Annotated in this window: 25 protein-coding genes; 18 read left to right on the forward strand and 7 right to left on the reverse strand. The window is 49.2% G+C overall.

Features of this window, described 5'->3' with window-relative positions; genetic code table 11:
* Positions 1 to 11: 11 nt before the first annotated feature.
* Positions 12 to 713 carry an alpha/beta hydrolase gene (locus NC981_RS07305; protein ID WP_348242258.1) on the forward strand — a complete coding sequence of 234 codons (702 nt, stop codon included), beginning with the start codon at positions 12 to 14 and terminating at the stop codon, positions 711 to 713.
* A gap of 49 nt (positions 714 to 762) precedes the next feature.
* On the opposite strand, the gene NC981_RS07310 is transcribed toward NC981_RS07305, so the two are convergent.
* Both NC981_RS07310 and NC981_RS07315 read right to left on the reverse strand, forming a co-directional pair.
* A complete protein-coding gene (locus NC981_RS07310) occupies positions 763 to 1,425 on the reverse strand; it encodes a hypothetical protein (protein ID WP_348242259.1) in 663 nt (220 codons plus the stop codon).
* A gap of 180 nt (positions 1,426 to 1,605) precedes the next feature.
* Positions 1,606 to 2,118 (reverse strand): L,D-transpeptidase, encoded by a 513-nt coding sequence (locus NC981_RS07315; RefSeq protein WP_348242260.1) that lies wholly within the window; start codon positions 2,116 to 2,118, stop codon positions 1,606 to 1,608.
* A gap of 171 nt (positions 2,119 to 2,289) precedes the next feature.
* On the opposite strand from NC981_RS07315, the gene NC981_RS07320 reads away from it, so the two are divergent.
* From NC981_RS07320 to NC981_RS07355, 8 genes are all read left to right on the forward strand, one after another.
* Complete coding sequence (locus NC981_RS07320; RefSeq protein WP_190379793.1) at positions 2,290 to 2,583, forward strand: DUF2470 domain-containing protein; 294 nt, start codon at positions 2,290 to 2,292, stop codon at positions 2,581 to 2,583.
* Between the two features lie 122 nt (positions 2,584 to 2,705).
* Complete coding sequence (locus NC981_RS07325; protein WP_348242261.1) at positions 2,706 to 3,815, forward strand: glycosyltransferase family 4 protein; 1,110 nt, start codon at positions 2,706 to 2,708, stop codon at positions 3,813 to 3,815.
* A gap of 75 nt (positions 3,816 to 3,890) precedes the next feature.
* Entirely contained in the window at positions 3,891 to 4,913 is a 1,023-nt protein-coding gene (locus tag NC981_RS07330; RefSeq protein WP_348242644.1) for a formamidase, read from the forward strand.
* 5 nt (positions 4,914 to 4,918) lie between these two features.
* The gene (locus NC981_RS07335; protein WP_348242645.1) at positions 4,919 to 5,602 is read left to right on the forward strand and encodes an isochorismatase family cysteine hydrolase; all 684 of its coding nucleotides are present in this window, start codon (positions 4,919 to 4,921) and stop codon (positions 5,600 to 5,602) included.
* Between the two features lie 75 nt (positions 5,603 to 5,677).
* Positions 5,678 to 6,877 (forward strand): BMP family ABC transporter substrate-binding protein, encoded by a 1,200-nt coding sequence (locus NC981_RS07340; RefSeq protein WP_348242262.1) that lies wholly within the window; start codon positions 5,678 to 5,680, stop codon positions 6,875 to 6,877.
* A gap of 49 nt (positions 6,878 to 6,926) precedes the next feature.
* On the forward strand, positions 6,927 to 7,742 hold the full coding sequence (locus NC981_RS07345) for a HAMP domain-containing sensor histidine kinase (RefSeq protein WP_348242263.1): 816 nt from the start codon (positions 6,927 to 6,929) through the stop codon (positions 7,740 to 7,742).
* 21 nt (positions 7,743 to 7,763) lie between these two features.
* Positions 7,764 to 9,401: a serine/threonine-protein kinase gene (locus tag NC981_RS07350; RefSeq protein ID WP_348242264.1), complete on the forward strand. Its 1,638-nt coding sequence runs from the start codon at positions 7,764 to 7,766 to the stop codon at positions 9,399 to 9,401.
* 227 nt (positions 9,402 to 9,628) lie between these two features.
* Positions 9,629 to 9,880: a hypothetical protein gene (locus NC981_RS07355; protein WP_348242265.1), complete on the forward strand. Its 252-nt coding sequence runs from the start codon at positions 9,629 to 9,631 to the stop codon at positions 9,878 to 9,880.
* 117 nt (positions 9,881 to 9,997) lie between these two features.
* On the opposite strand, the gene NC981_RS07360 is transcribed toward NC981_RS07355, so the two are convergent.
* Complete coding sequence (locus NC981_RS07360; protein ID WP_348242266.1) at positions 9,998 to 10,297, reverse strand: WGxxGxxG family protein; 300 nt, start codon at positions 10,295 to 10,297, stop codon at positions 9,998 to 10,000.
* Between the two features lie 245 nt (positions 10,298 to 10,542).
* Here NC981_RS07360 and hemE point away from each other — a divergent pair, with 245 nt between their 5' ends.
* The 3 genes from hemE (at position 10,543) to NC981_RS07375 (ending at position 13,726) form a co-directional block, all read left to right on the forward strand.
* Positions 10,543 to 11,607 carry a uroporphyrinogen decarboxylase gene (gene hemE / locus NC981_RS07365; RefSeq protein ID WP_348242267.1) on the forward strand — a complete coding sequence of 355 codons (1,065 nt, stop codon included), beginning with the start codon at positions 10,543 to 10,545 and terminating at the stop codon, positions 11,605 to 11,607.
* Between the two features lie 119 nt (positions 11,608 to 11,726).
* Positions 11,727 to 12,668, forward strand: a complete 942-nt coding sequence (locus NC981_RS07370) for an NAD(P)-dependent oxidoreductase (protein ID WP_348242268.1) — start codon at positions 11,727 to 11,729, stop codon at positions 12,666 to 12,668.
* 116 nt (positions 12,669 to 12,784) lie between these two features.
* Positions 12,785 to 13,726 carry a ParA family protein gene (locus tag NC981_RS07375; RefSeq protein WP_348242269.1) on the forward strand — a complete coding sequence of 314 codons (942 nt, stop codon included), beginning with the start codon at positions 12,785 to 12,787 and terminating at the stop codon, positions 13,724 to 13,726.
* Here NC981_RS07375 and NC981_RS07380 read toward each other — a convergent pair.
* Together NC981_RS07380 and NC981_RS07385 are read right to left on the reverse strand one after the other, a co-directional pair.
* Positions 13,684 to 14,175 carry an AAA family ATPase gene (locus tag NC981_RS07380; RefSeq protein ID WP_348242646.1) on the reverse strand — a complete coding sequence of 164 codons (492 nt, stop codon included), beginning with the start codon at positions 14,173 to 14,175 and terminating at the stop codon, positions 13,684 to 13,686. The two genes, NC981_RS07375 and NC981_RS07380, sit on opposite strands and share 43 nt — an antisense overlap.
* Before the next feature lie 10 nt (positions 14,176 to 14,185).
* Positions 14,186 to 15,481, reverse strand: a complete 1,296-nt coding sequence (locus tag NC981_RS07385; RefSeq protein WP_348242270.1) for a glucose-1-phosphate adenylyltransferase — start codon at positions 15,479 to 15,481, stop codon at positions 14,186 to 14,188.
* Positions 15,482 to 15,686: 205 nt separating this feature from the next.
* Here NC981_RS07385 and gcvT point away from each other — a divergent pair, with 205 nt between their 5' ends.
* From gcvT to gcvP, 3 genes are all read left to right on the forward strand, one after another.
* Complete coding sequence (gcvT, locus tag NC981_RS07390; protein ID WP_348242271.1) at positions 15,687 to 16,769, forward strand: glycine cleavage system aminomethyltransferase GcvT; 1,083 nt, start codon at positions 15,687 to 15,689, stop codon at positions 16,767 to 16,769.
* Positions 16,770 to 16,801: 32 nt separating this feature from the next.
* Positions 16,802 to 17,191 carry a glycine cleavage system protein GcvH gene (gene gcvH, locus NC981_RS07395; RefSeq protein WP_190379805.1) on the forward strand — a complete coding sequence of 130 codons (390 nt, stop codon included), beginning with the start codon at positions 16,802 to 16,804 and terminating at the stop codon, positions 17,189 to 17,191.
* Between the two features lie 203 nt (positions 17,192 to 17,394).
* Positions 17,395 to 20,325, forward strand: a complete 2,931-nt coding sequence (gcvP, locus tag NC981_RS07400) for an aminomethyl-transferring glycine dehydrogenase (RefSeq protein ID WP_348242272.1) — start codon at positions 17,395 to 17,397, stop codon at positions 20,323 to 20,325.
* Positions 20,326 to 20,413: 88 nt separating this feature from the next.
* Here gcvP and NC981_RS07405 read toward each other — a convergent pair whose 3' ends face one another.
* Entirely contained in the window at positions 20,414 to 20,929 is a 516-nt protein-coding gene (locus NC981_RS07405) for an SRPBCC family protein (RefSeq protein WP_348242273.1), read from the reverse strand.
* Between the two features lie 142 nt (positions 20,930 to 21,071).
* Here NC981_RS07405 and NC981_RS07410 point away from each other — a divergent pair, with 142 nt between their 5' ends.
* Together NC981_RS07410 and NC981_RS07415 are read left to right on the forward strand one after the other, a co-directional pair.
* A complete protein-coding gene (locus NC981_RS07410; RefSeq protein ID WP_190379808.1) occupies positions 21,072 to 21,251 on the forward strand; it encodes a hypothetical protein in 180 nt (59 codons plus the stop codon).
* 143 nt (positions 21,252 to 21,394) lie between these two features.
* The gene (locus NC981_RS07415; protein ID WP_190379809.1) at positions 21,395 to 21,814 is read left to right on the forward strand and encodes a DUF2294 domain-containing protein; all 420 of its coding nucleotides are present in this window, start codon (positions 21,395 to 21,397) and stop codon (positions 21,812 to 21,814) included.
* Here the strand turns inward: NC981_RS07415 and NC981_RS07420 are convergent.
* Positions 21,780 to 22,277, reverse strand: a complete 498-nt coding sequence (locus NC981_RS07420; protein ID WP_348242274.1) for a response regulator — start codon at positions 22,275 to 22,277, stop codon at positions 21,780 to 21,782. The genes NC981_RS07415 and NC981_RS07420 overlap by 35 nt on opposite strands.
* Before the next feature lie 476 nt (positions 22,278 to 22,753).
* Between NC981_RS07420 and NC981_RS07425 the strand changes: the two genes are divergently transcribed.
* Positions 22,754 to 24,121, forward strand: a complete 1,368-nt coding sequence (locus NC981_RS07425; protein ID WP_348242275.1) for an NAD-dependent succinate-semialdehyde dehydrogenase — start codon at positions 22,754 to 22,756, stop codon at positions 24,119 to 24,121.
* Positions 24,122 to 24,164: the final 43 nt, after the last annotated feature.

Here is a 24,164-nt window from a genome sequence, read left to right on the forward strand (position 1 = left end):
CTGATGAATTTATGGCACTGCCGACTGTGATTTTACCGGGGTATCTTGCGGGCGCAAACGATTACCGCGAGATGCAGCAAACGTTAATTGACCTCGGAATTTCAGCCGTGACGGTTCCCTTAGTAAAACGAGATTGGTTGCCAACCTTGGGCGGTCGATCGATACTGCCGATTCTAGAAGCGCTCGATCGTACCGTTCAACAAGTCCGGCAAACTTACGCCACCGAGAAAATCAATCTGGTTGGACACTCAGCAGGCGGGTGGATTTCGCGCATTTATCTGGGTGAGAACGCCTATGATGTGCATGGAATGAGCAGCGATCGCACCTATGTCTGGCAAGCGCATCAGTTTGTTTCAACGCTGGTGACACTCGGTACACCGCAAACGAGTTATGAACGCTGGACGCTAAAGAATCTGAATTTCGTCAATTTTACTTATCCCGGTGCGTTTTATCCGCAAGTGAAATATGTCTGTGTCGCGGGTAAATCCATTTTTGGAGCGCGGCGGTTGGGTAGTTGGCTTGCCTACAGCAGCTATCAACTCACTGGAGGACGGGGCGATACTTGGGGCGATGGCATTACGCCGATCGAAGCCGCTCATCTCGAAGGCGCGGAGAATTTGGTTTACGAAGGGGTGAGTCATTCACCGCGATCGCCCGGACGCTGGTATGGCTCTGCGGAAATTGTCAAACAGTGGGCAACGCATCTCAATTGACGCAAAAAAGAGGGGTGTAATCGCACCCCTCTTTGAAGGCTATACCGTTCTACCAGAGTGCGCGAACACCGCCAGAGGTGCCGCTGCTTCCCGAATCACTCTCAGAGGGAGTAGAACTCGGAGTGGTGGATGAGTCAGGAGTCGTGGTACTCGGTGCCGTTTGAGTCGAATCAGGAGTCGTGGTACTCGGTGTCGTTTGAGTCGAGTCAGGAGTCGGTGTCGGAGTGGTCTCCGTCGAGCCAGAGGGTGTAGTTGGTACGACTACATCACCAGAGGAACCTCCCGGAGTGGTGGTGGGTGAAGTTGGGCTAGTGGTTTCTGGAGCAGGTGCGACTTGACCCGGTCGGTTAGTCGGTGTGACGGTTGAAGGAGCTGTTTGAGAAGAGGAAGGCGTTGAACCCCCTGCTTCACTAGGACTCGCTTCCACGGGCACCGACGAAGGGTTCGATCGCGGTGAAACCGGTTGCTGTGTTGTCGAACCGCCCGAAGTCGAGCCACCTGTTGTTGAATTTTGTGTTGAATTTTGTGTTGAATTCTGTACTGTTGAGTTTTGGGTTGTCGTTGAAGACTGAGCCGCCCGATTGTAGGGGGCTTCGTTAAAAATACTGGGGTTCGGATTTAGCGGGGATTGCGCCATCACAGGCAGCGACATCAATGATCCAAAGCCAGCAATGCCGATCGTACTCGCTAATTTCTTGATCTTTCCGTTCATCGGTACTCTCCCTTTTGCTTGATGTTGACAAGTTCGGTTGACTGATTGGAACTCACCGAATGGGCGGAAGCGAAATCCGAAGTTGGACTCACAACCATAGGTTGCAGTTTAGGCACTATGAGGGATCAAGGCTCTCTGCCTATGGTTCGATTTATCCCTAGAAGAAATTTCATAGATTGCTTAGTTTTTGACGACTACCTCTGTCCCCAGACCGACTTTACCGAAGAGTTCTTCAACATCGCGGTTGTACATCCGAATACAGCCATGAGAAGCCGCAGTGCCGACGGATTCTGGATTGGGAGTCCCGTGAAATCCGATCCAGTTTTTTCCGTCTGTCCAAAATCCAATCCAGTATTGTCCGAGTGGATTTTCTGGATCGCCGCCCGGAACCTTTGAGCCATTTAAGGGATGAATCCATTCGGGATTGCGGATTTTTTGCTTCACCGTATAGGTACCGATCGGGGTTTCCCATCCCGGACGACCGACGGCGATCGGGTAGGTTTTGACTCGACGATCGCCCTGATAAACATTCACCCGCCGTTGTTTCAGCCGAATTTCTAATCTCAAAGGTTGTGCGATCTGCTGTGATTCTGGAACGGGTTCAGTAACAGGTTTCGAGAAACTCGGTTGGGGACTTACTAGCGCTGCACAAGCAAGCAAAACTCCTACACACCACACTGTTTTTCGCTGCATCGGTTGTTAGGACAGAACTACACCCAAGACGAAACCAGATTGCGAAACACCGATTCATCTGCCGAAGGCGTGAGATCGGCTTCGTAGAACCTGAAGAAAAGCCGCCTGCTAGCGAACAAGACTCCTCATTTCGCAGTACGGTATCATCGAATCAGTGCATAGGAGGGAGTTATGTCTGAATCCGTCAGTGAAGCCTTTTCGCCTGCGGTGAGCGATCGCATTTGTAGCCACATGAATAAAGATCATGGCGATGCGGTGCTGGTTTACGCGCAATATTTTGGCAAGGTCAAGGATGCAACGACTGCTGAAATGAAGTCGATTGATGAAAAAGGCATGGATCTTTTGGCACAGGTAAACGAAGAAACGGTTCCGGTGCGCGTGACGTTCGATCGCACTCTAAAAGACGCAAAAGAAGCGCACATTATTCTGGTAGAAATGCTGAAGCGCGTTCGACCGAGCGACTAGAGGACGCACAGAAACTTCTTTAGTTCCTGAAATTGTGTGATCACGCTCACGATTTGGGCATTTAAAGGAAGGGTAATCTGATGCTCTTCTGGGCGGACTGCGGTTCGCCCTTTTTCCTGCTTATGCCCCAGAATCATGTTTTTGTTTTTCTCGAAATCTTCTCTTGCGAAGGCGGAATTCAGTCTTATGTCAAAGATATTCTGCGAACCTATTCGCAAATCGATACCCTGAGCGCTGATATCTTTCTTCTACGAGATCGCGCATCCGTCGGAAATCCGTTTGCATCAGAGCGATCGCGGTTTCATTACTGCAAAGATCGATCGCCCAGGTTGGGACGAGTAAAGTTAGCGATCGCTCTATTCACGCATCTTTTAAAGCACCGTCCGGACCGAGTTTTTTGCGGTCACATTCTCCTTGCTCCTTTAATTCAAACGCTCTGTAAACCGTTGGGAATTCCTTATACTGTGTTGACCTACGGGAAGGAAGTTTGGGAACCGTTACCGAGTGGAAAACAACGCGCTTTGCAGAATGCCGATCGCGTTTGGGCAATTAGTCGGTATTCGTGCGATCGAGCTTGTGCAGCGAATGGAATTGAGCCTAATAAAGTTGATTTCCTCTTTTGTGCGGTGGATGGTTCCGTGTTTCAACCTCAAGCAAAAGACTCAGAATTGTTGCGGAAATACCAGCTTGACAATTGCAAGGTTTTAATGACTGTTGCCCGCTTGTGGTCGGGCGATCCCTATAAGGGTGTAGATGTCACAATTCGCGCTTTGCCACAAATTCTCCGAGTGTTTCCCGATGTGAAATATTTGGTGATTGGGCGAGGAGACGATCAGCCACGATTAGCAAAACTGGCGGAAGACTTGGGCGTGAGCGATCGCGTTGTGTTTGCCGGATTCGTTGCCGCTGAGGAACTTCCGAAACATTATTGTCTTGCAGATGCGTATGTGATGCCGTCTCAAGAAGGCTTTGGCATTGTGTATTTGGAAGCAATGGCGTGCGGCGTACCTGTGCTTTCAGGGGATGCAGATGGATCGGCAGATCCATTGCAAGATGGGCGCTTAGGGTGGCGAGTTCCGCATCGTGACCCGGATGAAGTGGCGATCGCCTGCATCGAAATGCTCAAAGGCGAGGATCAGCGCTGCGCGGCAGAGTGGTTACGCCAAGAAAGCCTTGCAGCGTTTGGTAAACCTGCGTTTGTTCAGCGCTTAAAGGAACTGACAGGTCTCTAACCGTATCGTAAGGCACGAATTGCCTTCGGAAAAGTGTGATAAAGCTGACACACAAACAATCTTGAGGGCAGGATGATGAGTGGACTAGGTGGCCTAAGCAAGACTCCAAACGGTGTGGTTTTGGGGTTGGTGCAGTTGCAGCTTCCGAACGTGGTAACACCCGATGATCTGGCGACACAGACCGATCGTATCTGTCAAATGGTCGGCAAAGCGCGACGAAATATGCCGACGATGGATCTGGTGGTCTTCCCTGAATACTCGCTGCATGGCTTGTCGATGGACACCAATCCAGAAATCATGTGCCGCTTAGACGGAAAAGAAGTCCAAGCGTTTCAGAAAGCTTGCCGGGACAATCACATCTGGGGATGCTTTTCGATCATGGAATACAACCCCCACGGCAATCCCTATAACAGCGGTATCATCATCGACGACACCGGAGAACTGAAACTGTATTACCGCAAGCTGCATCCTTGGGTTCCAGTCGAACCGTGGGAGCCTGGAAACTTGGGAATTCCTGTGTGTGAAGGCCCGAACGGCAGCACGATCGCGCTCATCATTTGTCACGATGGGATGTTCCCGGAAATGGCGCGTGAATGTGCCTACAAAGGTGCAGAAATCATGATTCGTACCGCAGGCTACACCGCTCCAATCCGTCACTCTTGGCAAGTCACCAATCAAGCGAACGCGTTTTGCAATCTGATGTACACTGCCTCGGTGTGTATGTGCGGCACCGATGGCACGTTTGACTCGATGGGTGAAGGTATGTTTGTGAACTTCGACGGTGCGCCGTTGGTGATGGGTAGCCATCGCCCAGATGAGATTATCACCGCAGAGTTACGCCCGGATCTGGTGCGTGAAGCCCGGAAGCATTGGAGCGTTGAAAATAATATCTATCAGTTCGGGCATCGCGGCTACGTGGCGGTAAAAGGTGGAGCGCAAGACTGTCCTTACACTTATATGCAAGATTTAGTCAATGGCAGTTATCGCTTGCCTTGGGAAGACGAAGTGATTTACACCGACGGAACCTCTTGCGGATTCGCGACTCCGACACGATCGTACCGTGGCGAAGAACTCCCGACCTCTGTGACCGGAGGTTAAGCATGATGTTCGTCGAGGCTGATCCGTATCCCTATCCGTTTAATGGCGATCTGCGTCCTGAAAACACGGCGCTGATTGTGATTGATATGCAGACGGACTTCTGTGGCAAGGGCGGGTATGTTGACAAAATGGGCTATGATTTGTCGCTGACCCGCGCTCCGATCGAACCGATCCGCAATCTGTTGACGATCCTGCGATCGCTCAACTACACGATTATTCACACCCGCGAAGGACACCGCCCGGATTTGTCAGATCTACCGGAGAATAAACGCTGGCGATCGCAGCAGATCGGTGCTGGTATTGGTGATCCAGGGCCTTGTGGAAGAATTCTGGTGCGGGGCGAACCTGGATGGGAAATCATTCCTGAACTGGCACCCTTGTCCGGAGAAGTGATCATCGACAAACCCGGAAAAGGATCGTTTTATGCAACCGATCTGGATTTGATTCTGAAACGCAAGAACATTCAGAATTTGATTCTCACCGGAATTACAACCGATGTCTGTGTACACACCACGATGAGAGATGCCAACGATCGCGGCTACGAATGCTTGCTGCTGTCTGATTGTACTGGCGCAACCGATTATGGAAACTACCTTGCAGCGCTCAAGATGATCAAAATGCAGGGCGGTGTCTTTGGGGCAGTCTCCGACTCGATCGCGCTCATCACCGCCCTAAAAGCAGGATTGTGACAGATTATACAATCTGATTGGAGGAAACAGACTTCAATCGATCGCGTTTATTAGTATCCGAAAAAGGAATCAACGATGAGCAAGAATGATGAGCGTCATTCACGAGTTTCCCGCCGTCAGGTTGTGCGGGGACTCCTGGCGACCGGAGCCTTTGGCGCAACCTCGAAACTCTGGACAGGATGTACGCCGGCTAACAATACAAACACCGCAACAACGACCCCAGGTACAAGTCCAGCGGCAGGAAAAGAGCTTGCCATGGGGTTCATCTACGTCGGACCTAAAGATGACTTCGGCTATAATCAGGCGCACTCTCAGGGCAAAGAAGGGTTGAAAGCCCTGAATGTTAAAACAGTCGATCAAGCCAGCGTTCCTGAAACGACTGAAGTCCAAGAAGCCATGCGGAACATGATCGAGCAAGATCAAGCTACGGTCTTGTTTCCAACGTCATTCGGCTACTTTGATCCGCACATTCTCAAGCTTGCCGCTGATTATCCTGAAGTGCAATTCTTCCACTGTGGCGGACTCTACGATGCTGCAAAACACCCAAAAAATGTGGGAAGCTACTTCGGCTACATCGACGAAGCTCAATATGTGGCAGGTGTTGTTGCAGGGCACATGAGCAAAACAGGCAAGCTTGGTTTCGTGGCAGCAAAACCCATTCCGCAAGTGCTTCGTAACATCAACAGCTTTACGTTAGGTGCACGCAGCGTTAAGCCGAACATTACTACGCAGGTGATTTTCACGGGGGATTGGTCGCTCCCGGTTAAAGAAGCTGAAGCGACAAACAGCTTAGTTGACCAAGGCGCAGATGTGATTACTTGTCATGTAGACAGTCCTAAAGTGGTGATGGAAACCGCAGAAAAACGGGGTGTCTTTTCGTCGGGCTATCATGCAAACCAAGCGTCACTGGCACCCAAAGGCTATCTAACAGGTGCAGAGTGGGATTGGACGAAAGTGTATAGCGAATACGCCAAGATGATTCAAGAGGGCAAAACCCTGATGAATGGAGGTATTCCTCATTTGCTCAGAGGTGGATACAAGGATGAATTTGTGAAAATTTCAGCGTTTGGACCTGCGGTGTCTGATGTCGCGAAAAAAGATGCAGAAGCAGCAAGAGACAAAATGCGAGCTGGATCGCTGGTAATTTACAAAGGCGGACTGAAAGACAACACTGGAAAAACAGTTGTTCCAGCAGGTAAAGATTACGGGGCAACCGCGATCGAGCTTGAATCGATGAGCTGGCTGGTTGAAGGTGTCATCGGGAAAACCGCCTAGAAACTTACCGCCACCGCTAAACTCATAGACGTGGTTAGCGGTGGCGAGTATGAATTGGGTCTATTTAATTTTGGGATTGAGTTTCGGTTTTGTCGGGGGTTGGTTGGCAAACCGAAAAGCGCCCAAGAACAATCAGGAGCTTGAATTGGCGAATCGATCGCTGCTCGAACTCAGCCAATTCAAAGCGGGATTTCTGGCGCGAACGTCTCATGAATTGCGATCGCCCCTCAGTGGATTGATTAGCGCACATCAGCTCATTCTTGCCGATTTGTGTGAATCACCCGAAGAAGAACGCGAGTTTATTGAACAGGCGAATGAGTCTGCGCTCAAGCTAGTCAAGCTACTCGATGAAGTTATTCATATTTCTAAAACTGAATACGGAACAGGCAAATTAGACCTACAACCTGTTTCTATTTCTGATGTGTTTGATGATGTATATTCTTTAACACATCTATTATCGGAAAATCGGAATCTACCCTTTCATTTAGCCTCACCCGATCCAGACCTTAAGGCTATTGCCGATCGCAAATCGCTTTTGCAAGTGTTAACCAGTTTGATTAGCAGCGCGATCGCGACGATGCAGGAAGGCTCGATTAAACTTTCGGCACACGCAGATGCGAATTTTGTGTATATCGATTTGGAAGACGAACGCCCGATTGAGGTTTGGCAAGAAGCGATCGACTTGCTCAAACGAGAAGCGCCACCCGATTTGGAACCGCCCTCGTTAGGATTTAGTCTATTGCTGAATCAGAATCTCATGGAGTTTATGAAGGGTCGGTTAGAATTGGTCAAGCTGCCAATGAACTCAGCAGAAACTATCACTCAACTCCGATGCACTCTGCCTCGAAATGCGGTTCAATCATAAAGCGGTCAGGCTTGATTTGGCATGGATTCTCTCGTTGGTACAACGCTCTCAAATGGTAAATACACCCTGCAAGCGATTATTGGTCAGGGTGGATTCGGTGTGACTTATAAGGCAATTCATCACTTTTTGCATCAAACTGTAGTGATCAAAACGTTGAATGAGTCCCTACGATTCGAGCGAAATTTTGCCGATTTCGAGCGCAAATTCCAGGATGAAGCGCGGCGGTTGGCGCTGTGTGTGCATCCGAATATTGTGCGCGTGAGTGATTTTTTCATCGAAAGCGATCGCTCGTACATGGTGATGGATTACATTCCCGGCAAAACCCTGGAAGAGATCGTTTTTCCGAATCGACCGCTATCGGACGCGATCGCAATTCACTACATCCGGCAAATCGGCTCAGCGCTGCAAGTGGTTCACCGCAACGGATTGCTGCATCGAGATATCAAACCTGAAAACATTATTATTCGTGAAGGTACCCAAGAAGCCATTCTGATCGATTTTGGCATTGCACGGGAATTCACACCGAATTCAACGCAAATGCATACCCAAATGATGTCGGTCGGATATGCACCGATCGAGCAATATTTCGCTCAGCAAAAACGCAGTCCTGCAAGCGATGTTTACGGTTTAGCCGCAACACTCTACGCATTAGTTACGGCAACCGTTCCGATCGCAGCGATTCTACGAGATCATGAACGAATGCCCGAACCGCGAGAACTCCAACCCTCGGTTAGTCCGGGTGTGAACCAGGCAATTCTGCGGGGGATGGCAATGAACGCCGCCATGCGCTCTGCCAGCGTTGAAGAATGGTTATCCCTTCTGCCACAGGATGCCGTCCCGCCGTCACAAACTTTCACTGCTCCTGTAACGCAGGCTCCCAAAGTTTCGACTGCAACTGCCGCAACGATCGCGTATGCCCCAAGCACCGAAGAACCGATCGCAACGACAAAGCCAAAATTGCGCCTAGCTTGGCTGCTTGCCGCTTTAACCGGACTCACCTTAACTGGAGTGGCGATCGCACTGCTCTCGCCGCGATCGCGCCAAACATCTGAACCCGCCGTAACGCTGAATTCTCCGAGTCCACTCCCTTCGATTTCGCCTACGCCGTCTGAAGCCCCGAGTCCGTCTCCCGTCCAAATCGACCCGCCCCAACCCAAACCTAGCGCTTCGATTCCGCCATCTCCCAGCCCTGAAGCAACTCCGATCGCGCCGTCCACCCCAGAACCCTCTCAAACAAAAACTCAATCAACGGGTCGTGTTCCTGGTTTCGCGGTTGGCACGTCGGAACAGGAAGTGCGAGCAATTCTGGGAGAGCCTGCACAAACAGGGCGCGGCTATTGGCAAAATACTCGCAGCGCTTTGTATGAAGTTGTACCCGATCGGATTACGCTTGCCTATCTGTACGACCGATCGACAAACCAAATTCGGCAAACTGAGGCATCATTTGCTCAATCGGTTGATGATTTAACGCTGCAAGTGACCGTCAATGGAATGCTAGGTAGCCGTGCCACATCGGAAGTCATCAACGGGTTGAAGCAAGTTTATCGACGAGAACGCAATCGCTATCGATTTCAACAAGGCAATCTCAAAGGTGTCATTGAGCGGAACGAGCGCGATCGGATTTATGTCGGGGTTTGGGACTCAAATTTACATGATTAGACCTTAAGCGGGTGGTATTTCATTCTACTGTCCGAGCTTCTTGCACTTCAGAAGCTACGGCAAAATTAAAGAAGCATTATTTACGATCGCTCCTCATACCGAATTAAACATAGAATGCCATACTCAAAGTCCCCCATTCTGGGGGATTTAGGGGGCGAGAATCTGTCGCATCCACAAATCAATCTGGTATCAGGACTGAACTGAAACTCATCTCTCAGTATCCCAATTTGCGATCGCTGATTGAAGCTGTGATCGCCGAATCACTTTCGTCGGTTGAAGCTGGAATTCAACGAACTCAAACACGACTTGAAGCTTTTGAAACTCAATACCAACTCTCAACCGAAGAGTTTCTGAGGCGTTACGAAAATGATGAGCTTCAAGAAACACTTGAGCTTGATGAATGGATCGGTGAATCTCGAATGCTCAAGCGATTACAAGAAAAAGCGACCCGATTAAAAGAGGTTGAATTTGCAGATTGAGCTTTATTTTCAGCAAATTCAAGAAATAATTTCCGTTTATGTAGTATTAAACACCAATAAACGGCATGAAAGGCTTCTCTGCTTCCATGCCGTTAAGCTTTTGAGTTGTCTAACCGATTAGTAGCGATCGCGGGTTCCCGATACATCTGCCGGATCACGATATGCAGTTGCACCCGTCGAAGAATGCTCATCGCGGCTGCTCTTGCGTCCCATCAAACCGAACAATCCGAGCAAGCCCAACAGACCCCAGTAACCGTTGCGTCCTTCTTGGTGATAACCTGCATCTTGAGTGGTCGTGCCGGTTCCAGTCCCGGTTCCAGTTCCGGTTCCAGTTCCGGTTTGGCTCATTGCAGGCAGCGACATCGGAGCCAAAATCAAAGCAGAAGCTAATGCGAGTTTTGCAGCAAATTTAGTCATTGTTTTTATCCTTTTATCAACTTTGAACAGCTTCAGAATATAAACTTCAAACTCCAAATTAATCTGACTAAAGCTTGAGAAGTGACTCTGTTGTTAGAGCTATTTCGTGGTTACAAACATCGGCCGTTCGAGCGATGGAATATTTCAAAACCGTTACATTCATTGGGATTGCGGCTATACCAGATCCCCTCCAGTGATAGGCTAAGAAACGTAGAAAACAAAAGGTTTTATCAAGAGGCTTCTGCATGACGGGTTCTTCGCAACTTCCACTTTTGTTACGGGCAGCACGGGGCGAAGTGTTAGATCGTCCCCCAGTTTGGATGATGCGACAGGCTGGTCGCTACATGAAAGCCTATCGAGATCTGCGCGATCGCTATCCGTCGTTCCGCGAACGCTCTGAAATTCCAGAGGTCGCGATCGAGGTGTCGCTGCAACCTTGGAGAGCTTTCAAGCCCGATGGCGTGATTCTGTTTTCCGACATTGTGACTCCGCTTCCCGGTCTCGGAATCGAGATGGACATCGCTGAGGGAAAAGGCCCGATCATTGCTGATCCGATTCGCACTCAAGCACAGATCGATCGACTGCATCCGCTCGTTCCCGAAGAAACGATGCCGTTTATCAAAACGATTTTGAAGTCTCTGCGCGAAGAAGTCAAAAATGAAGCAACGGTTCTGGGATTTGTTGGCGCGCCTTGGACATTAGCGGCTTACGCCGTTGAAGGCAAAGGATCGAAGACCTATTCGATCATCAAAAACATGGCATTTTCTGATCCGGCGATTCTGCATCAATTGTTGTCAAAGCTGGCAGATGCGATCGCGACTTATGCTTGTTACCAAATTGATTGCGGCGCACAAGTAATCCAAATGTTTGACTCTTGGGCAGGACAACTCAGCCCCCAAGATTACGATACATTTGCGCTGCCGTATCAACAGCAAGTGTTCCGCAAGATTAAGCAGGTGCATCCGGACACGCCGCTCATTCTGTTGGTGACAGGAAGCGCTGGACTCCTAGAACGCATGGCAAAAGCGGGAGCGGATATCTTGACGATCGATTGGACGGTCGATATGGCGGATGCTCGCGCTCGACTCGGTAAAGAGATGAAAGTGCAAGGCAACCTTGATCCGGGTGTGTTGTTTGGATCGAAGGAATTTATCCGCGATCGCATTCTCGACACGATTCGCAAAGCAGGCAACCGTGGTCACATTTTGAACCTCGGACACGGCATTCTCCCCAATACCCCGGAGGAAAATGCAGCCTACTTCTTTGAGACGGCGAAGCAAGTGGATCAGCTTCTTGCTGCTGCACATTGATGAAATTTCGACGATGAAAGGCATTGAGCGGATCAGAATTGGGCAGAACCGTTTATTCTGTTAATTCATAGGGTTTCCTCCTGCACTTTGTCTTTCATCATTCATCCCTGAATTCCTCAATGAGCAAGCGAATCTTCGTGACAGGTGCAAGTGGTTGCATTGGTCACTATCTTGTCGAAGCCCTGATTCAAAACACTCGACATGAACTGTTTCTGCTCGTTCGTGATGCTAGCAAGATCAAGATTGATCTGACGGCGCGATCGGGCATTACTGTAATTGAGTCAGATTTGCGTGAGATTGAGCAACATCGAGAACTTCTAAGCACGATCGATTGTGCGATACTAGCGGCGACGGCTTGGGGCGGAGAAGGGATTCAAGAAGTCAATGTGCAAAGCAATCTGCAATTGCTCTCGATGCTTGATCCAGAGCGCGTCGAGCAAGTGATTTATTTTTCGACCGCTAGCATTCTCGATCGCAACAATCAACTGCTGCCTGAAGCATTTACGATCGGCAACGATTATCTGAAATCCAAGTATATCTGTTACGAGAAGTTAGCCGGGTTGGCGATCGCACCTAAAATTACCAAGCTGTTCCCGACCTTAGTGATCGGCGGTGGAGAGCGTTATCCTTACTCGGCGGTGACAACTGGAATTCCAGAGGTGGCAAGGTGGGCGAAGCTGATTCGCTTTTTCCGTGCTGATGGCAGTTTTCACTTTATTCACGCTCATGATATTGCTCAAGTGGTGCGGCATTTTGTGGATCACCCGCCGAAGGAAAAGAGTTTTGTAGTGGGCAATCAGAAAATTACGGTCAATCAGGTATTTGATGAGCTTTGTTTCTACCGGGGTCTAAAGCCGATGCTAGGCTTTCCGTTGCTTCTACTTGCGGATCTGGTGATTTTTCTGTTTCGGATTCAGATGGGCGAGTGGGATCGGTTTGCGTTGCGCTACCGTCACTTTATCCATCAAAATCCGATTAGTCCCGCGACGTTTGGTATGGAGAACTATTGCTCAACGATCGAAGATGTGTTGAAGCTGAGCGGCGTTCGCAGAAAGCGATGAATTTTGGTTGTTGGGATGAATGTGCTTTAAAATTTGATTTGATCAACTTAAATCAGAACGCTGTATGATGACCCAAATGTTAGGGTAGCGATTTTGACGCATCATCGGAGGCGAGCATGACATATACGATCGCGATGACGAACATGAAAGGCGGAGTCGGTAAAACAACTCTATCCGTCAACTTGGCAGCTTGTTTGGCAAAGTATCACCAAAAGCGAGTTCTTCTAGTCGATCTGGACACTCAAATCAGCGCAACTCTGAGCTTGATGCCGCCCGCAGACTTCGCGAGACTGCGTAACGATAAGCGCACCTTAAGACACCTGATTCAAAGCGCAATCACTTCAGACCCAAAACTGCCGCAAGTCGTTCCGGATGCGATTCACAAATATGTGTGTCAGCTAAAAGGTTTTGATCTGCTGCCAGGTGATATTGATTTATATGATGAATTTCTGGTTTCCCAGATGCTGCACAAAACAGCGCTACAAAAGCAGGAAACTGATTTTGAGCACGTTTGGAATGTGTTTGAAAAGAACCTGATTCAGAAAGTCCTTGTGCCGATCGCGAACGATTACGACCTGATTTTGCTCGATTGTGCTCCAGGATATAACCTGATTACTCGGAGTGCCTTACTTGCGAGTCGTTTCTACTTAATTCCCGCAAGACCTGAGCCACTTTCGCTCATCGGAATTCAGCTTCTAGAGCGCCGAATTAACAAGCTGAAAGAGATGCACAAAACAGATTTAACTCAGGTCGATTTAGATCTACTTGGAATTGCCTTCTCGCTGTCTGGAAATATCTTGACCAGTCGCTATTATGGGCAAGTGATGAAGCGATTGAATGAAGATTTCAGCGAAGCGAAGTTATTCAAAACGCGCATTCCGTCGGATGTAAATGTTTCAAAAGCGATCGATAGTTTTTCACCTGTGGTACTGACCAATCCCGGAACTGCGGGATCGAAGGCGTTTGTGATGCTGGCTCAAGAAGTGCTGCAAAAACTATCGACGTTGACGCGCAGTCAAGCCTTAGAGAAGAAAATGTCGCTGTCGTCTCTGAATTGAGCCGATTCAAGCAGGATGAGTTCATCAAGTCCCTCGTCGAGTGCGGGGGGCGCTCCGTATAATCGACGCGCCATTCGATGAATTACTGCATCGGGAACTTGGCGATCGCGCATTCGATTGCGCTCTAAGCAGACCTCGATCGGTGGATTAATCCAAACTCCAGTGATATGAGTGAAGCCGGATTTTCGAGCAAGCGCGATCGCGGCTCGTCTCTGTTTTCTCACGGCATTCGTGGCATCGTAGATGGCGAACTCAATTTCACCGAATTGAATCGCGCTGACGGCTTGCTGAAACTGCGATCGCACCTCTAGCCAAATTTTGAGCCAACTTCCCTGAACGGCTTCGTCTCCGAACAGTTGAGCGCGGATAGTATCGGTTGAAATCATGCACGAACGCAGGGAGCGGGCGTAAGTTGATTTCCCGCTCCCTGGTAAGCCAATGAGTAGAATTAAGCGAACCTTAGATGATGGTTCCGTCGGGAATCACCGCACCTTTTAATGTCACAACAATTCCACTGCGAATGTAGAAACCGAGATTCTCGCGATCGGCTTCTTGAACTCGATCTTTATTCACGATCTGCACATTGCAGCCGATGTGAGCGTTTTTGTCGATAATCGCTCGACGGATAATCGTGTCCGATCCAATCCCAAGGGGGACTCCGGGACTGCTGCAATCGAGTCCCGACTGGCGCTCAGCCTGACCTTCATAGAAGTCAGCCCCCATAATTAACGAGTCCTCGATTACCGAATTGGCTTCGATTCTTGATCGCACTCCCAATACCGAATGATGCACCCGACAGTTCTTTAAGATGCAGCCCTCACCGATGATCGATTCGGTGACGTGCGAATCGAGAAACTTGCTCGGCGGTAAAAAGCGCTGACGAGTGTAGATCGGTGCGGTTTCGTCGTAGAAGCTAAAGGGTGGGCGGGGTTGCTGCGTGAGTGCCAAATTGGACTCATAGAACGCTTCGATCGTCCCAATGTCTTCCCAGTAGTCGTTAAACAGATAGGCTTGAACGTTGTAGTTCTGAGCAGAACTCGGAATAATCTCTTTGCCAAAGTCTGTTTGGCTGGGAGCTTCCTTCAGCAGTTGTTCGAGCACTTCTCTCTTGAAAACGTAGATCCCCATTGAAGCAATGTAGGGGCTTTGACGAGCTTCTTCGGGCGTTAGACCCAGCACTGTTGTATCCACCTGCATTGCTTTGAGAGCATCGCCTTTGGGCTTTTCGCTAAAGTCGATCACTCGTCCATTCTGATCAATCTTCATCAAGCCAAAATCCGAGGCGCGAGCTTCATCAATCGGCACAACCGACAGGGTAATATCTGCACCCGTATCGCGATGGCGCTGCACGAATTCGCGGTAATCCATTCGGTACAAATGATCACCAGAAAGGATCAAATATTCTTCGATATCCCATTCTTGAAACAGCCAAATATACTGGCGTACAGCATCAGCAGTCCCCTGGAACCAGTTCGGGTTTTCGGCAGTTTGTTGAGCAGCAAGAACCTCAACAAATCCTTCGCTAAAGCTAGAGAAGTTATAGGCGCGGCTCAAGTGGCGATTAAGAGAAGCGGAATTGAATTGAGTCAGAACGTAGATCTTAAAAATTTCGGAATTGATACAGTTACTAACGGGAATATCAATTAATCGATACTTTCCGGCTAATGGGACGGCTGGTTTTGCCCGTTGTTTGGTCAACGGATATAAACGGGTTCCAGCACCCCCTCCCAGGATAATTGCTAATACCTTCTTCACAGATTAACCTCGCAGTTCCACTTCGACTCCCATCCTTAGTGTCTGTCTGGATGGCAAAGTTGACAAGGGGTTTCGGTCAGAGAATTGCAATTGGGGATCGATCAAGGAAAATTTTTTATCGGTTTGCAATCTGCGATACATCCGCTAATCGAAAATTGAGAGAAATGGTAACTTTAGAGTGATGTAAAGTTCTGCGAGACCTCCCTTGAATTCTCTGCGCCGCACCCCTTTGTATGAGTTAGCGATCGAGCTAAATGCCCGCATGACCGGATTTTCGGGTTGGGAAATGCCTGTGCAATTTAGCGGAATTACCCAGGAGCATCATGCGGTGCGATCGGATGCGGGAATGTTCGACATTTCGCACATGGGCAAGTTCACGCTCACGGGTAAAAGTGTGCTGCCCCAAATTCAGAAGCTTGTTCCCTCGGATTTAAGCCGCCTACAGCCGGGGCAAGCCCAATACACGGTGCTGCTGAATCCACAGGGCGGAATTATCGATGATCTGATTTTTTATTTTCAAGGGGACGATCGCTGGGTTGTAATTGTGAATGCGGCAACCACTCAGAAAGATCGCGATTGGTTGTTAGCGAATCTAACCGATGTTGAGTTTCAGGATCTTTCCGATGCTCAAGCGCTGATTGCGGTGCAAGGAAAGAAAGCGGTTGAGCATTTGAACGCGATCGTGGATCAAGATCTTTCGCACGTCAAACCGTTTGGACATCTAGAAACATCCATTCTGGGTCATCGTGCCTTTATTGCACGAACCGGATATACCGGAGAAGATGGATTTGAAGTCATGCTTGATCCGCAGGGTGCGATCGATCTCTGGCGATCGCTGCTGGAAACGGGTGTCACGCCTTGCGGATTGGGAGCGCGGGATACGTTGCGATTAGAAGCAGCAATGGCGCTTTACGGGCAGGATATCAACGATTCGACGACTCCACTCGAAGCGGGGTTGGGATGGCTGGTACATTTTGATACGAAGGGCGATTTTATTGGGCGATCGATCCTCGAAGACCAAAAGCAAAACGGGGTCAAAAAACGGCTCGTCGGCTTACAAATGCAAGGGCGAAATATTGCCCGTCACGATTACCCGATTTTTTCAGACGGAGAAGCCGTGGGAATCGTCACCAGTGGAACCTTAGCGCCGACCGTCGGACAAGCGATCGCCCTGGGTTACGTCCCGACTGAATTATCAAAACCAGGACAACTGCTCGAAATCGGCATTCGCGGGAAAAACTATGGCGCGATCGTCGTCAAGCGTCCGTTCTACCGCGCAACGAAATAGAATAAGAAGTGCAATTTGACCCCTGATCGCTCATGGCATTTGAATATCCTGACACTCTGAAATACACCGACTCCCACGAATACGCCAAAGTTGACGACTACACCGTTACGATCGGGATTACGGCGTTCGCGATCGATGAGCTTGGCGATATTGTGTTTCTGGAATTGCCGGAACCAGGGGACACGGTTGAAAAAGGCGAAAGATTCGGCACGATCGAATCCGTCAAAGCGGTAGAAGATTTGAAAGCTCCGGTAAGCGGTACGGTGCTGGAAGTCAACACCGAGATGATGGACGCACCGGAGAAATTAGTTGATGATCCCTACGAGGCAGGTTGGCTGATCAAAGTGAGTGCAAGCGATGTTTCGGAGCTAGAAGATGCGCTGTCTGCCGATGAATATCGCAGTATGGTCGAGGGAAGCTGAGATTCTCTCCGTAATTTCCGAAATCTACTCCGTAAATTCACGATAGCTTTACACCCGCTAGTTTCGCTAGCGGGTTAATTATTGCAGAATGTTTCTAACTAATTTTGATATCTTTAACGTTCATGGTATTGACGCTCCACGTTTTTAGTTTCAAAGCCGAATTCTAGAAGCTCCACTTTGTCACCCTAAACCGCTCACCCTCTATGTCTGAACCCACAGTGACTGCACCTTTTGACTATGATCGCGCTTCTTTCGATCTCGATGCTTCTGAATCTTCCGATCGCACTCCCGCACAAACTGAATTAACTTACACCGATCGATTTGTCGATCGCCATATCGGGGTGCGGGGTGCGGGAATTCAAGCGATGCTTCAGGTGTTGGGCTTGAACTCGATCGCAGATCTAATCGATAAAGCTGTTCCTCAAAGCATTAGGATCAAACGTCCGCTCCAGATTGAATCGGGACGAAGCGAGTATGAAATGCTGAAAGAACTCAAAGCGATCGCCGTCAAAAATCAGGTGATGCGATCGTTTATCGGCATGGGCTACTCGAATTGCATTACACCTCCGGTGATTCAGCGCAACATTTTAGAGAATCCCGGCTGGTACACGCAGTACACGCCGTATCAGCCCGAAATCGCTCAAGGTCGTCTCGAAGCGCTGCTCAACTTTCAGACGATGGTGATGGATTTGACTGGACTGGAAATCGCTAATGCCTCGTTGCTGGATGAAGGAACGGCAGCCGCCGAAGCGATGGCAATGAGTTTTGGACTGGTCAAAAACAGTGCAAAAACTTTCTGGGTGTCGAGCGCGTGTCATCCGCAAACGATCGAAGTCATTCAAACTCGCGCGATTCCGCTTGGGATTCAGGTCATTGTAGGAGATCACCGCACGTTTGAATTTGATACGCCAATCTTCGGGGCATTGCTGCAATATCCAGCGACCGATGGCGCAATTTATGACTATTCCGAGTTTGTCGATCGCGCTCATCAAGCGGGTGCATTGGTCACGGTTGCGGCGGATTTGCTTAGTTTGACGCTGCTAAAACCACCTGGAGAATTTGGCGCGGATATTGCGATCGGAAATACTCAGCGTTTCGGTGTTCCTCTGGGTTACGGAGGCCCTCATGCTGCTTACTTTGCGACCAAAGAAGCTTACAAGCGCCAGCTCCCCGGAAGATTAGTCGGAGTGTCAAAAGATCGAAATGGTCAACCTGCATTAAGACTGGCGCTGCAAACTCGCGAACAACATATCCGACGCGACAAAGCGACGAGCAATATTTGTACCGCGCAAGTTTTACTAGCAGTGATTGCGGGAATGTATGCCGTTTATCATGGCGCGTCTGGATTGAAACAGATCGCTGATCGCGTTCACCGCCTGACCGTACAGTTGGCGATCGCCCTTCAACAAGCTGGCTTCAAACTCGGAACTGAGCCTTACTTTGATACCTTACGCATCGAAGTTCCGGGTAAGGCGGATCAGGTCTTGGCGCAGGCTTTGAAGCAAGGCATTAACTTACGCAAGATCGACGCAGATACGATCGGAGTTTCGATCGATGAAACCGTTTCGCAAACCGATTTGATCAATATTCTGAGGAGTTTTAGCGATCGCGCAACCCTGCGCGAAATTCCCGCCGCTCGGATTCCCACTCAATTCGTGCGAGGCTCAGACTATCTGACCCATCCGACGTTTTCGGCTTATCGATCGGAAACCGAATTGCTCCGCTATATGTATCGCTTGCAGTCGCGAGATTTATCACTCACTTCTGCGATGATTCCGCTTGGTTCTTGTACGATGAAACTGAATGCGACGGCGGAAATGGTGCCCATTACCTGGGCAGAATTCGGACAACTGCATCCGTTTGCACCGATCGACCAAACGCAGGGTTATCAGGAACTCTTCAAACAGCTTGAATCCTGGCTGTCTGAAATCACCGGATTTGCAGGAATCTCACTGCAACCGAATGCGGGATCTCAAGGTGAATATGCTGGACTCTTGGTAATTCGGCAATATCATCAAAGTCGTGGGGATACGCATCGCAATATCTGTCTGATTCCACAATCGGCACATGGAACGAATCCGGCGAGTGCAGTTATGGCGGGCATGAAAGTAGTGGCGATCGCCTGTGACAGCGAAGGCAATATCGATTTAGACGACCTCAGAACCAAAGCCGAACAGCATCGCGAAAACCTTGCCGCCTTGATGGTGACGTATCCTTCAACGCATGGTGTGTTTGAAGAAGGCATTCGGGAGATTTGTACGATCGTGCATGAAAACGGCGGACAAGTTTATATGGACGGCGCAAACATGAATGCACAGGTGGGATTATGCCGTCCTGGTGATTTTGGTGCGGATGTCTGTCATTTGAATCTGCATAAAACCTTCTGCATTCCGCATGGGGGCGGCGGGCCGGGAGTGGGGCCGATCGGCGTTGCTTCCCATCTTGTGCCCTTCTTGCCGAATCACTCGATCGTTCCCACCAGCACAGACCAAGGAATCGGAGCGGTATCGGCGGCTCCTTGGGGCAGTGCGAGTATTCTGCCAATTTCGTGGATGTACATTGCGATGATGGGCGGGCGCGGCTTGACCGAAGCCACCGAGATTGCGATTCTCAACGCCAACTATATTGCCAAACGCCTCGAAGGACATTATCCGGTGTTGTACAAAGGCAAAAATGGCTTAGTGGCGCATGAGTGCATTCTCGATCTGCGGGAGTTCAAAAAGAGCGCAGAAATCGAAGTCGATGACATTGCCAAACGGTTAATCGATTACGGATTCCATCCGCCGACCGTCTCTTGGCCCGTTGCTGGAACCGTCATGGTTGAGCCGACCGAGAGCGAATCTCAAGCAGAACTCGATCGCTTCTGTGATGCCATGATTGCGATTCGCGAAGAGATCCGAGAGATCGAAACCGGAAAGGTCGATCGCGCCAATAATCTCCTCAAGAATGCACCGCACACCGTTGCTGATCTGACGGCTGATTGGGATCGCCCCTATTCCCGTGCTGAGGCAATCTTCCCGACCGCTTGGACTCGTGCAAACAAGTTCTATCCAGCAGTCGGGCGAATTGACAATGCGTATGGCGATCGCAATCTAGTCTGTTCCTGCTTACCGATGGACGCTTACGAAAGCTAGATCACGAAAACCCTATATCAGCGCCCTCGTAAAGACGCGATATATCGCGTCTTTACGAGATCTGTCGCAAGTACTTAGAGATCTGGTATTACTTCCCCGCACAGATCACCGATCGCATCTGTCTCAAATTCACAGGCAGATCCAACCGGATTGCCTGCTCGATCAAAAAACTTGGAACTGGAATCGTCGGAGTCGCCTGCACTGCATAAGTCAGAATCGTTCCTTCCGCATATGACTGTAGCTGCAAATCGGCAGTAAAATCGCTGAAACTTCCAGATTCCAAGAAGAACTGAACTCGCTGCTGATGAGTTTCGAGAACATTCAGTGTGATTTCAACTTGAGCCGTAAAGATCAAAAACGCTTTACTTGCGGCTTGATAAATTCGCTTGGTGCGCTGTGAAATCACTTGCCGCACTTCGCTGCGCGTCACCTCTGGAAAATACTGCGTCCAGCGCGGATAATCCGTCACCTGCTCCCAAACTAGAGTCGGCGCGATCGGTAAATACATCTGTGCAGTAACAGCCCCTCCCCAAGCAGAATGCGGCTTTGTTTTCAGCAAAATCTCACCTTGCATCAAAGCAGACTCGCGTACCAAGGTCATCATGTCTAAACACTCCTCATTCACACGATCTGATCAACCGACACAATAGCAAGCATTCCGTAAAACAATTGTATTCAACTGATGAAGATCTGAGAAAGTCTGCCTATAGTGATAGAGACTAATTGAGAGAAGCATCGATTACCTTATGAATCAACCCAGCAATTCCAGAGCAATTGTTTATATTGTTGTCCTCGCCCTCACCGCGATCGTGTGGATTTTGCGCGGTGTCGGATTGCTTACATTTTTGCCTGGTTTTATCTTATGGATATTGATTGGTTTATCGATTGTACTCACGATCGTCAATGGCTTAATTGAAGTGCGTTAATCATAAAAATGTTACTTCCGTTACGCTGAGAACAATGCAGGAGAAAACCTTTCTCTAGGGAGATTGGTCACAGAATCAAGACCGCAATAATAACCGTATCTGAAATCCTATGACCGGACTTGATTCTTAATTAATTTACTATTATGACCTCTACTGCTTTACCGACCCGTGGACAACTGGAGCGGACACTTTCGCAGCGCGTACAAGCCTTTTATCGGACTCAACTCGGACACCAACCGAGTCGCGTCAGTTGCCATATCGCAGACGGCAAAGTGATTATCGTGCTAGAAGACGCAATTACTAAGCCTGAAAGATTACTACTTGAAACGGGACAAGAAGAACTTGCAGAGAAGGTGCATGACGATCTAGACAAAGCGCTGCACCCACAATTGACAGTCCTGATCGAAGAAGTCGTCGATGTCAAGGTGATTGATATTCTCAGCGATGCTACGTTTGACACGGGACGCAGCGGGACGATCGTAGTGCTGGAAAAAGCCCCCCAAGTGCGCGAATCTCACTCCCGTCGCCTTAGAGACGACAACACTGAGGTAGATGACGATTAACCACGGCTTGTAGCTCATCTAAATCGTAGGGTTTAGCCAGATAATCATCGCAGCCAGAGTCAAGAATGCGATCGCGGTCTTCGGTTCTGGCAAGTGCAGTGAGAGCAACGATCGGAATTCCAGCCGTACTGGGAGCTTGCCTCAATCGCTGAATCACCTCAATTCCATTGATGTCAGGCAGCAATATATCTAGCAGAATTAAGCTTGGCTGGTTGTGTTGTGCAAGGTGAACCGCAGCTTCGCCTGTTTCAGCGGTGACGACAGCACACTCGGTCAGCCTGGTAAGCTGATACTCTAACAAAACGAGGTTATCAACACTATCATCCACTACAAGCACGATCGGTCTACTTAAGGAAGTGCGTAAATCCATATCTAATGAGTTCATATTAAGGCTATGTCCGATCCGTTCTACAACTTCCAACTCACTACGAGAAGGTAAAGCATTTTCAAGAGCGGCAGACATCGCTCTTAATTTGATCCGTGTTGACAATTGGGCTAATGTAATTGGGCTAATGTAGGCGACTTTCATCCTAGCGGACGACTTCTCTGGCTAGTTGCGAATGCAAGAGATGCGGCTCAATTGCTACCATATGTTGCTTCGGTCGCGTACCTCTTATGATATAGCAAGCATTTTTTGTATCTGAGCTTACCGAAAAAACTTAACCTTTCTGAAATATTTGCCGATCTCGTCATCAGGGTTAATCTTTCTCTACAGCTTGAGCAGCACGTTAATACTTTAACGATCGCGAACAATTGCAAATTTAATCATAGTTTACTGATCGTTTTACACAATTGTTGGGAGAATTGTAATAGAGATATTTGCTAAAACAAAGTAGCGATCTACACGGTTTAGACTCTAATTATAAAGAAATGATTAACTTAAGCTTCAATCCGTGCGATCGCATTCTGTAGATTCCTAAAAATTAGGGAGGAAGGGCTATGGCGATCGCAACCGTAAACCCCACAACCGGAGAAGTGGTAAAAACGTTTGAAGCGCTCTCGACTGTAGAAATTCAGCAGAAAATCGAGGCGGCGCACTCCCGGTTTTTGCAGTATCGTTCTGTTCCGCTGGAGCAGCGTGCACGCTGGCTTTCCGAAGCAGCAAATATTTTGGAAAGAGAGCGAGATCGCTTCGGTGAATTAATCACTCTAGAAATGGGTAAGCCGCTGAAAGCCGCGATCGCAGAAGTCGAGAAATCTGCGTCGGTTTGTCGGTTTTATGCAGAACAGGCTGCCGAATTTCTAGCCGATGTGCCGATTCAAACTCAAGCTGCGTCTAGTTTTGTGCGCTATCAACCGCTGGGCGTGATTTTAGCGGTGATGCCGTGGAATTTTCCGTTTTGGCAAGTGTTTCGATTTGCGGCTCCGGCTTTGATGGCGGGAAATGTGGGACTGCTCAAACACGCCTCGAATGTGCCGCAATGTGCCGTTGCGATCGAGGAAGTGTTCGTTCGCGCTGGCTTTCCGGCTGGCGCATTCCAAACGTTACTGGTGGGTGCGGATAAAGTGGCGATGATTGTCGAAGACGATCGCGTTAAAGCAGCAACCCTAACTGGAAGTGAACCCGCTGGAGCGAGTCTTGCGGCGATCGCGGGCAAGCACATCAAAAAAGTCGTTCTAGAGCTTGGCGGCAGTGATCCGTTTATTGTGATGCCGAGCGCAGATTTAGACCAAGCAGTCAAAACGGCGGTCGCGGCTCGAATGCTCAACAGTGGGCAATCTTGCATCGCAGCAAAGCGCTTTATCGTGGCCGACGCGATCGCCGATCAATTCCTCGATCGTCTAGTTGAGCAGTACAAAGCGCTGAAAGTCGGCGATCCACTGTTGCCGGAAACCGAAATTGGCCCCTTAGCAACCCCAGGCATTCTGCAAGATCTCGATCAGCAAGTTCAGACCTCGATTCAGCAGGGCGCAAAAGTGCTAATCGGTGGGGAACCGTTGCGCGATCGGCCCGGAAACTTCTATACCCCCACGATTCTGACTGACATTCCCAAAGGCTGTATTGCGGAGTATGACGAGTTTTTTGGGCCGGTTGCGCTGGTGTTTCGGGTGCCAGATTTAGACAGTGCGATCGCTCGTGCGAATGATTCACCGTTTGGATTAGGGGCAAGTGCTTGGACGCAAGACGAAACGGAGCGCGAACGGTTAATCGAAGAAATTGAATCTGGCTCAGTGTTTATCAATGCGATGGTGAAATCCGATGTGAAGCTACCGTTTGGTGGCATCAAGCGATCGGGGTTTGGGCGGGAACTAGGGCGCGAAGGCATCCACGAGTTTGTCAACATCAAAACTATCTGGGTGCAATAGATAGAAAGTCTTTTAGATCATTAAATCTGGGCTATCACTATAC

This window comes from Leptolyngbya sp. DQ-M1 (genome assembly GCF_039962505.1).
GTDB lineage: Bacteria > Cyanobacteriota > Cyanobacteriia > Leptolyngbyales > Leptolyngbyaceae > Leptolyngbya.

Bases quoted from the DNA above. Each gene is read 5' to 3' on its own strand.
- NC981_RS07325 (WP_348242261.1), top strand. From the start codon at position 2,706: ATGCCCCAGAATCATGTTTTTGTTTTTCTCGAAATCTTCTCTTGCGAA.
- NC981_RS07405 (WP_348242273.1), bottom strand. From the start codon at position 20,929: ATGATGACCTTGGTACGCGAGTCTGCTTTGATGCAAGGTGAGATTTTG.
- gcvH (WP_190379805.1), top strand. From the start codon at position 16,802: ATGGCATTTGAATATCCTGACACTCTGAAATACACCGACTCCCACGAA.
- hemE (WP_348242267.1), top strand. From the start codon at position 10,543: ATGACGGGTTCTTCGCAACTTCCACTTTTGTTACGGGCAGCACGGGGC.
- NC981_RS07320 (WP_190379793.1), top strand. From the start codon at position 2,290: ATGTCTGAATCCGTCAGTGAAGCCTTTTCGCCTGCGGTGAGCGATCGC.
- NC981_RS07370 (WP_348242268.1), top strand. From the start codon at position 11,727: ATGAGCAAGCGAATCTTCGTGACAGGTGCAAGTGGTTGCATTGGTCAC.
- NC981_RS07330 (WP_348242644.1), top strand. From the start codon at position 3,891: ATGAGTGGACTAGGTGGCCTAAGCAAGACTCCAAACGGTGTGGTTTTG.
- NC981_RS07335 (WP_348242645.1), top strand. From the start codon at position 4,919: ATGTTCGTCGAGGCTGATCCGTATCCCTATCCGTTTAATGGCGATCTG.
- NC981_RS07340 (WP_348242262.1), top strand. From the start codon at position 5,678: ATGAGCAAGAATGATGAGCGTCATTCACGAGTTTCCCGCCGTCAGGTT.
- NC981_RS07375 (WP_348242269.1), top strand. From the start codon at position 12,785: ATGACATATACGATCGCGATGACGAACATGAAAGGCGGAGTCGGTAAA.
- NC981_RS07360 (WP_348242266.1), bottom strand. From the start codon at position 10,297: ATGACTAAATTTGCTGCAAAACTCGCATTAGCTTCTGCTTTGATTTTG.
- NC981_RS07425 (WP_348242275.1), top strand. From the start codon at position 22,754: ATGGCGATCGCAACCGTAAACCCCACAACCGGAGAAGTGGTAAAAACG.
- NC981_RS07420 (WP_348242274.1), bottom strand. From the start codon at position 22,277: ATGTCTGCCGCTCTTGAAAATGCTTTACCTTCTCGTAGTGAGTTGGAA.
- NC981_RS07315 (WP_348242260.1), bottom strand. From the start codon at position 2,118: ATGCAGCGAAAAACAGTGTGGTGTGTAGGAGTTTTGCTTGCTTGTGCA.
- NC981_RS07305 (WP_348242258.1), top strand. From the start codon at position 12: ATGGCACTGCCGACTGTGATTTTACCGGGGTATCTTGCGGGCGCAAAC.
- gcvP (WP_348242272.1), top strand. From the start codon at position 17,395: ATGTCTGAACCCACAGTGACTGCACCTTTTGACTATGATCGCGCTTCT.
- NC981_RS07345 (WP_348242263.1), top strand. From the start codon at position 6,927: ATGAATTGGGTCTATTTAATTTTGGGATTGAGTTTCGGTTTTGTCGGG.
- NC981_RS07410 (WP_190379808.1), top strand. From the start codon at position 21,072: ATGAATCAACCCAGCAATTCCAGAGCAATTGTTTATATTGTTGTCCTC.
- NC981_RS07415 (WP_190379809.1), top strand. From the start codon at position 21,395: ATGACCTCTACTGCTTTACCGACCCGTGGACAACTGGAGCGGACACTT.
- NC981_RS07350 (WP_348242264.1), top strand. From the start codon at position 7,764: ATGGATTCTCTCGTTGGTACAACGCTCTCAAATGGTAAATACACCCTG.
- NC981_RS07310 (WP_348242259.1), bottom strand. From the start codon at position 1,425: ATGAACGGAAAGATCAAGAAATTAGCGAGTACGATCGGCATTGCTGGC.